General features: G+C 69.6%; 6 protein-coding genes and 1 pseudogene. 5 read left to right on the forward strand and 2 right to left on the reverse strand.

The features are described 5' to 3' along the window. Positions 1-74 precede the first annotated feature (74 nt). From ACFQ7F_RS30030 to ACFQ7F_RS30040, 3 genes are read left to right on the forward strand one after another with little or no spacing between them, the layout of a single operon-like run. On the forward strand, positions 75-1,721 hold the full coding sequence (locus tag ACFQ7F_RS30030; protein ID WP_383276842.1) for a hypothetical protein: 1,647 nt from the start codon (positions 75-77) through the stop codon (positions 1,719-1,721). Beyond that, entirely contained in the window at positions 1,718-3,922 is a 2,205-nt protein-coding gene (locus ACFQ7F_RS30035) for a site-specific integrase (RefSeq protein ID WP_383276845.1), read from the forward strand. Before ACFQ7F_RS30030 ends, ACFQ7F_RS30035 begins: the two co-directional genes overlap by 4 nt. Next, a complete protein-coding gene (locus tag ACFQ7F_RS30040; protein WP_383276848.1) occupies positions 3,906-4,376 on the forward strand; it encodes a hypothetical protein in 471 nt (156 codons plus the stop codon). Before ACFQ7F_RS30035 ends, ACFQ7F_RS30040 begins: the two co-directional genes overlap by 17 nt. A 44-nt stretch (positions 4,377-4,420) precedes the next feature. Here ACFQ7F_RS30040 and ACFQ7F_RS30045 read toward each other — a convergent pair whose 3' ends face one another. Further along, the gene (locus ACFQ7F_RS30045) at positions 4,421-5,410 is read right to left on the reverse strand and encodes an aldo/keto reductase (RefSeq protein WP_383276851.1); all 990 of its coding nucleotides are present in this window, start codon (positions 5,408-5,410) and stop codon (positions 4,421-4,423) included. A gap of 52 nt (positions 5,411-5,462) precedes the next feature. After that, the gene (locus ACFQ7F_RS30050) at positions 5,463-6,050 is read right to left on the reverse strand and encodes a flavodoxin family protein (protein WP_383276854.1); all 588 of its coding nucleotides are present in this window, start codon (positions 6,048-6,050) and stop codon (positions 5,463-5,465) included. Between the two features lie 200 nt (positions 6,051-6,250). Between ACFQ7F_RS30050 and ACFQ7F_RS30055 the strand changes: the two genes are divergently transcribed. Both ACFQ7F_RS30055 and ACFQ7F_RS30060 read left to right on the forward strand, forming a co-directional pair. Beyond that, the gene (locus ACFQ7F_RS30055) at positions 6,251-6,979 is read left to right on the forward strand and encodes a TetR/AcrR family transcriptional regulator (RefSeq protein WP_383276857.1); all 729 of its coding nucleotides are present in this window, start codon (positions 6,251-6,253) and stop codon (positions 6,977-6,979) included. A gap of 123 nt (positions 6,980-7,102) precedes the next feature. Beyond that, positions 7,103-7,283 (forward strand): annotated as a pseudogene (locus tag ACFQ7F_RS30060) (hypothetical protein); the annotation flags it as partial.

The following is a 7,283-nucleotide window of genomic DNA, read 5'->3' on the forward strand; positions in this document are numbered from 1 at the left end:
AGCCCTTGGGCCTGGACTGTGTGTTCCTCGACGGGTCCCGCGCTTAATGCCTGCTGCGTGAGGATGTGCTGCCGGTGCTGGCGCGGCAGCTGCTGCGGGCCCTGGCGGATCTGGTCGTGCCGCACGGTGGTCTGGGCACCGCGGGCACGGTCAAGGGCCGCTTGGGCGGCATTCACCATCTGCTGCGCGGTCTGCACCAGTTGGGTTTCACGGGAGATGCGCGGGCGCTCACCCGGTCGGTGCTGGCCGAGTACTGGATGGGACGGGACAACCGGCATGAGGCGCATGACCGTGCGCTGCTGCGGCGCTTAGACGATCTCGACGGCGTGCTCGCCCCGGATGTGCGGCGCATGGTGGACGGGCGGACTTTTCAGCCGCGTCTGAGCCGCAAGCGGCGCCCGTTGCCCGCCTACTCCGTTCGGGAGTGGAAGGCGCTGACCGCGTCGGCCGAGGAGGCGGTGGCTCAGGCGTGGGACGCGCACCGGCAGGCGCTGCGGGACGCGGCGCGGGGCCGGGATCTGGCCAACGGTCTGTCGCGCGAGAACATCCAGTTCTCCCTGCTGCGCCATGGTCCGCAGGCCCTGGGCAGATCCTCGCGCCACGGCTACCAAGGGCGCACCTGGCGGGTGGGCGACTTCTACCCAGGTGGCGCTCCGGAGGCGGTGTCCGCCTTGTTTCCCAGAGCGTCGGTGGCCTTCGCCTACCGGCTGCTGTTCGGGATCCGTACCGGTATCGTCCCGGATGGTCTCGCGGACCTTGGCCTTGGAGACGTGCGGTGGAGCGGCGATGGTGCGGTGCTGCTCGACTACGTCAAGGGCCGTACCAGCCGGGAGTCGTTGACGCTGTCGCGGCCTGGGGTGCGCCTGCTGAAGCAGTGGCTTGAGCATTTTGCCGTCGCCCGGCGGTTCGCTCCGCCGGATCTGCGGGAGCAGCTGTGGCTGCGCTACTGGTCGGGCTGTGGCAGCGGCTGGTCGGCGGGCCGGTTCGAGAGCGATGCGCGGGCCGCGTGGGTACGGACGTACCAGCTCGTCGACGATGCCGGACAGCCCCTGCGGATCCATCTGCACCGGATCCGGACCACCGTTGAGGCATCGCGGGACCGGACGTCCTGGCGCGGCAGCAGCCGGGCCACGATCGACCCCAACCACACCCCGGCCGTGGAGGGCGACCACTACCTTGCCGGGCAGAGTCCGGTGCAGAAGGCCGCCACGGAGAACGTGATCGAGGACGCCCAGCGTGATCTGGTCCGCCGGGCCCACCCGCAGGCCCCGGTGGTTACCGCCCACGAGGACCTCGCGGGCTTCGTCCGCGACTTCCCCCAGGCGGCTCGTGAGCTGCGATTGGATGATGCGGCGCTGGGCGAACTGCTGGGTGGAGAGCGGGATGTGTTCGCGGCCAGTTGCGCGGATCAGCTGTCGGGACTGCACGGGCCTGCGGGCCGGCCGTGTCCGGCGAGGCCGTGGGTGTGTCTGCTGTGTCCGCTGGCCGTGTTCGCTCCCCGCCACCTGCCCAATCTGATGCGGCTGCGGGCGTACTTCGCCCGGCAGTGGCGCCTGATGCCCGCCGCAGCGTTCCTCAGCGTCTTCGGCCCCTACGCACAGCGGCTGGACGAACTGCTCACCCCTGCCTGCTTCGAGGAACGCGCGCTGCAGCATGCCGCCGCGCAGGTGACCGACTGCGACAGCGAACTGCCGCTGCGCCCCGAGGAGTACACCGAATGAACCTCGTCGAGCCTGCGCGAGCGCGGCCAGAGCCTGCGTTCGCCGGGGCGGACATCTGCACCGTCGCGGGACTGCCGGTGCGGCGCGGTCAGCTCGGCCCGCGCTTCGAACAGGACCGCTGGGACTTCACCGTGGTCGACCAACTGCCCCGCTCCATTTCCCGCGGCGTGCTGATCTGGGACTTCCGCGAGATTCACCATCCGCGCTGGCGCATCCTGGCCAAGGAGTACCTGACGGCACTGTGTTCCCCCGCACACGAACGCGTCCGCGTCCTTCCCTCCGCGCACCGGGTGCCGCGCACGGTGCGGACCTGCCATGACCGGTTCCAGCAGCTGACCCGGTGGCTGAACTGCCTGACCGCCCAGGGCGTGACCTCGCTGGAGGAGGTGACCCAGCATCACTGCACCGTGCACCTCGCATACCGGTGCGCCGGCCGGGATGCCGACACGGCCCGGTCCGGTGAGGGATCCTCACAACTGGTCGTGGTGCAGGTGTTGCAGGAAATCGCGGACTACGGTGAGTTGTTCACCACGGACCGCTACCCGAGCGGCTTTCGTCCCTGGGGAGGGCAACTCGCCCACCTCGTCGCCGGGGTGTCGAAAAACAGCGGCGAGAACAAGACGCCTCCGGCCCGCGCCGAGGTCATGAACCCCCTGCTGACCGCCACCCTGTTCCTCATCCACACCATCGCTCCGCCGGCACTCGCCCTGCGCACGACGTGCGATACCTCGCAGCCCCAGTCGCCGGGGCCGGTCCGCACCGCCACAACGGCCCGGTTCGAGCAGGCCGTTCGCGCCCACCTGGCCTCCGGGGAGCCCCTCGAACAGGACGAGGAGCGGGCGGTCCGCTCCAAACTCACCCACGGCTGGAATTCCGCGGACCCGCTGCTGCACGTCAACTTCGCGGCGCTTGCTCTGGAGGGCGGCGTGCGGACGCGCAGCGGCAATCCCTTCCGGCCGGGCCCCGGCTTCCTGTACGACCCGCGCACCGCCGCCGTACGCCCACTGTTGGAGCAGGCCATCGCGCAGGTGGGCATCGAGCCGCGCTGGGGCCAGCAGGCGGACCTGGTCACCCGCGCGGATAGCACCGGCAAGGTCCCCTGGACTCTGCCGATCACCCAGGCCGGGCTGGCGCGGCTGCTCGGCCACATCCGCACGGCCTGCATCCTCACGATCGCCGCGCTGAGCGGCATGCGGACCAGCGAGCTGGTCGAGCTGCCCCTGGACTGCCAGCTTGCGCCCTCCTCCTACGGCACCAACCGGGTGCGGCACCGCTTGAAGAGCAAGGTCGTCAAAGGCCGTGGTCACGGCGGGAGTTGGGACGAATGGGTCGTGGTGGCCGAGGCATACGAGGCCGCCGGCGTTGCCTGTCGGCTCGCGGATCCCGGTGCCACGCATCTCTTTCCCGTCCACCTCGACCTGTGCCGCCGTTACAGGGAGCTGCGGGCGTGGGTCAACAGCGACGAGGGACAGCGCCTGGGCCTGCCCCGCCTGCCCGACGACGCCATCACCCCGCGCATCCTGCGCCGCACCCTGGCCGTCGAACTCGCCCACCGGCCCGGCGGCCTGTTCGCGGCGAAGCTGCAGCTCAAGCACCTATCCGTCACCACCACCGAGGGATATGCCAACCGCCCCGGCGGCGCCCAGGCCGTCTTCCTGGCCGAGGTCGGCAAGGAAGAAGAGTCCCGCAACCTGTCCCTGACCCTGCGGGCGTTCCGCGACTACCAGGCCGGCCGTCGTCCGTCCGGCCCCGGCGCCCGGGACCTGCTGGCCTTCTTCGCCAGCGTCGAGCGCCAACTGGAGGAACTGGACGTTGCCGCTCCGGCGGTCAGACACAGCGACCAAGAAGTGATCAACTTGCTGGCCCATCGGGCGGGCGCCCTGCACCTGGGGCTCGTGAACTACTGCTGGTTCCTCGACCCGGACAAGGCCCTGTGCCTCAAGCTCGCCGACAGCTCCGACCGCAGTCGGCCGCTGGCCGGCATGTGTGACTCATCCCGCTGCCCGCAGGCCACCCACCACCCCTGCCACCGCGACGCATGGGCGACCGCGGCCCTCAGCGGACGAGCCTTCATCAGCAAGATCGGACGAGGGCAGAAGACCGAACGGGCACGGCTGATGGTCGAAGTCGAACGTGCCGAGCACATCGTCGCCGCGATCGACGCCGCAGATCACGGAGGACCGCGTGGGACAGATCAGTAGTGCCGAACGCCGCCGCAACGAAGAGGCCATCCGGGTCGCGATGGACCGGCTCCTGAGGGGTGACCTCCCGCCCGGCGGCGGCTGCGACTTGAAGACACTGGCCGCCGAAGCCGGTGTGACCCGCACCGCGTTCTACCCGAAGAAGAACCGTGACGGCACGACCCGCCCCGGCCCCTACCAGCACCTCGCCGAAGAGTTCGAGCGGCGCCTTCGTACTCTGCGGGAGGCCGGAGAGGTCATCGACCCGCGGACCGCGCAGATCGATCGGCTCAAGGCCAAGGTCACCGAGCTCAAGGAACGCCTGGCTCAGCGAGACGAGACCATTGCCGAGCTCACCACGTTCAAGGAACTGGCCCTCTCGCGCCTGGCCGCACAGCACGACGAGATCGTGCGTCTACGGCAACAGGCCGCGGCCCTCAGCAACATTCGCCGCCTGCCCGCCGCCCTGCGCTGATTCCACCGGAGCTGACCTGAGTGGCATCTGTACCGGGGCGCATCTCAGATCCAGGTGGGCACGTGTCCCCCGGCATAGCGGGCGCCGAAGCCGCCCTGGGGCAGGATCTCGTCGATGGCCCTGAGGTCGGTGTCGGTGAGGGTGAGGTCGGCGGCGGCGGTATTTTCCTCGATGCGCTTTGGGCTGCGGGTGCCGGGGATGGGCACGATGTGCTCGCCCCGGGTCAGGAGCCAAGCCAGGGCGAGCTGGGAGACGCTGGCGCCCTTGGCCGCCGCGAGCTCGGCGAGCCGGTCGACGGCTTCGATGTTCTTCTCGAAGTTGCCCGGCTGCCAGCGCGGGTCGATGTTGCGTATGTCGGTGGCTTCGTACTGGCCGGCGGGCTTGGCGGTGCCGGTGATGAACCCGCGGCCGAGGGGGGAGTAGGCGACGAAGCCGATGCCGAGTTCGTCCAGGGTGGGGAAGAGCTGCTCGGTGTCCCGTTCGAACAAGGAGTACTCGGTCTGCAGGACGGAGACCGGCTGCACGGCGTGCGCCTTGCGGATCGTCTCGGGTCCAGCCTCGCTGAGGCCGAAGTACTTCACCTTGCCCGCGTCGATCAGCTCCTTGACGGTACCCGCGACCTCCTCGATGGACACCTCGGGGTCGACGCGGTGCTGGTAGAAGACGTCGATGTGATCCACGCCGAGGTAGCGCAGGCTGTAGTCGGCGACCTTGCGGATGTTGTCGGGCCGGCTGTTGAGAGGGCCGCCGATCTGCTCCGGGGGCACGGACATGTCGACCCCGAACTTGGTGGCCAGGACCACGTCGTCGCGGAAGTCCCTGACCGCCTTGCCGACCAGGATCTCGTTGGATCCGGTGCCCCAGCCGTACATCTCGGCGGTGTCGAAGAAGGTGACGCCCAGGTCGTGGGCGCGGCGGAGGGCGGCGACGCCGGCCTCCTCGTCGGTGGGTCCGTAGGCCATGGTCAGGCCCATCGCGCCGTAGCCGATCGCCGAGACCTCAAGGCCCTGGCTTCCCAGGGTCCGGTGCTGCATGACGTACTCCTCTGACAGAAATCTGGAAGGCAATTTCTGGCGAACCGTTGTGTCAGTGCGCTGCGGCGGCCAGTCCGGCGCGGTGGATGCGGGTGTGCTCGGCGACGCGCCGGCCGAGGTGGCGGGCGGTGTTCAGGTCCGCGTCGTGGACCGCGGGGGTGTCGTTGAAGCTCTGCGCGCCCGCGCCGAGGTAGAAGCCGAGACGGTTGTCGTCCTGGGGGCTGGAGGTGGTGGTGTTCCAGCCCGGCAGAAGGTTCAGGCTCACCCAGAGCATTCCGTGCTGGGCCGCCAGGAGCGAGAGGTACTGCAGGGTGTGCAGCTTGTCGCCGCTCATGGAGCCGGAGTTGGTGAATCCCGCCGCGAGCTTGTCGCTCCAGGCGCGGGTCATCCACCGCTTGCTGCTGGCCTCGGCGAAAGCGTGGAACGCCCCGGACGCGGTGCCCATGTAGGTGGGGGTACCGAAGATGATGGCGTCCGCGGCGTCCATCAGTTCCCAGTCGGCGTCGCTGAGGGAGGCGACGTCCAGGCGGTGGACCTGCGTCCCGGCGATGGAGCGCGCGCCGTCTTCGACGGCCGTGGCGATCTGCGCGGTGTGGCCGTAGCCGGAATGCGACGCGACGACGATCGAGATATCGGACATGGGTGTTCCTCTCCTGCCGCGATGGCGGCGTGTTCGGTGGCGCGGGCGGACGACGAAGTGCCGGCTGCGGCGGTCGGCCGCACAGCTCCACGAGTGAGGGCCGACGGCCCGGGTCGACCACCAACAGCATGGATCGCCGTTCCGGTTAAAACAGTAGCATCGATAGGGCGACGATACGCAAAATGAGATATCGTTGTTCCATGAACGAGGGACGACGCGCCGCGCGGCGCCAGGTGCTGCAGGTGGCCGCCAAGCTTTTGGAGGAGGGCGGCAGCGAAGCGGTCTCCACGCGCGCTGTCGCCGCAGCCGCGGGCATCACGGCCCCCGCGCTGTACCGGATGTTCGACGACAAGGACGGACTCCTGGCCGAGCTGGCCGCCTACGGGTTCGAGATGTACCTGGCCGAGAAACGGGAGGCACTGGCACTGACCCCCGACGACCCGGTGGCCGACCTCTACCGCGGCTGGGACCTGCACGTCGACTTCGGAGTGCGGCACCCCGCGTTCTACATGCTCATGTACGGCACTGTGCAGCCCGGGCGGCGCCCCCCGGCCGCGGACGAGGCGCACGCACTGCTGGTGACACTGCTGGGCCGGGCGGCCGACGCCGGGCGCCTGCGGGTTCCGGTGGCACAGGCGACCCGCGTCATCCACGCGGCGACAACGGGCGCCACGCTGGCACTGATCGGCGAAGAACCGCCGGAACGGGACCTGACCACGTCGGCACGGCTGCGGGACACCGTCATCGCCTCGATCACCACGGACCCGCCCGCCTCATCCGGGGCGGACCTGGCCTCGCGCGCACTCGCCCTCGACGCCGCACTGGAAACCGCGCTCACCACCAAGCCCCCGGCTGCGGGCGCCGGGTTGCCTCTGCGAGACACCGAGACGGCACTGCTCCGCGAATGGCTCCAGCGCCTGGCAAGTTGAACCGGGCGCCTGCTCCGCAGGGAGCGTGATCTCAGTCATGCAACCCCTACAGGAAAAAGGGACACGATGGGTCACCGCAACGCGACACGAGTCGAAGGCCCAGACCCGGTGTAAAGCGACACGATGTGCGAGGGACACGGTCTCTGCCGACACAATCAGGGCATCGAGGTGATCAGCCTGCTCCACCAGGACGTCGGCCCGGTCGTGGGCTGGTCCACCGACCCGCGCACCGCTTTCAACGACCACCCGGCGGCCTGGTCCTCCCTGGCCCCCGCACCGGTTATCCAGCCCGTACGCAGTACGC

The sequence above is a fragment of the Streptomyces sp. NPDC056486 genome, from assembly GCF_042795295.1.
GTDB lineage: Bacteria > Actinomycetota > Actinomycetes > Streptomycetales > Streptomycetaceae > Streptomyces.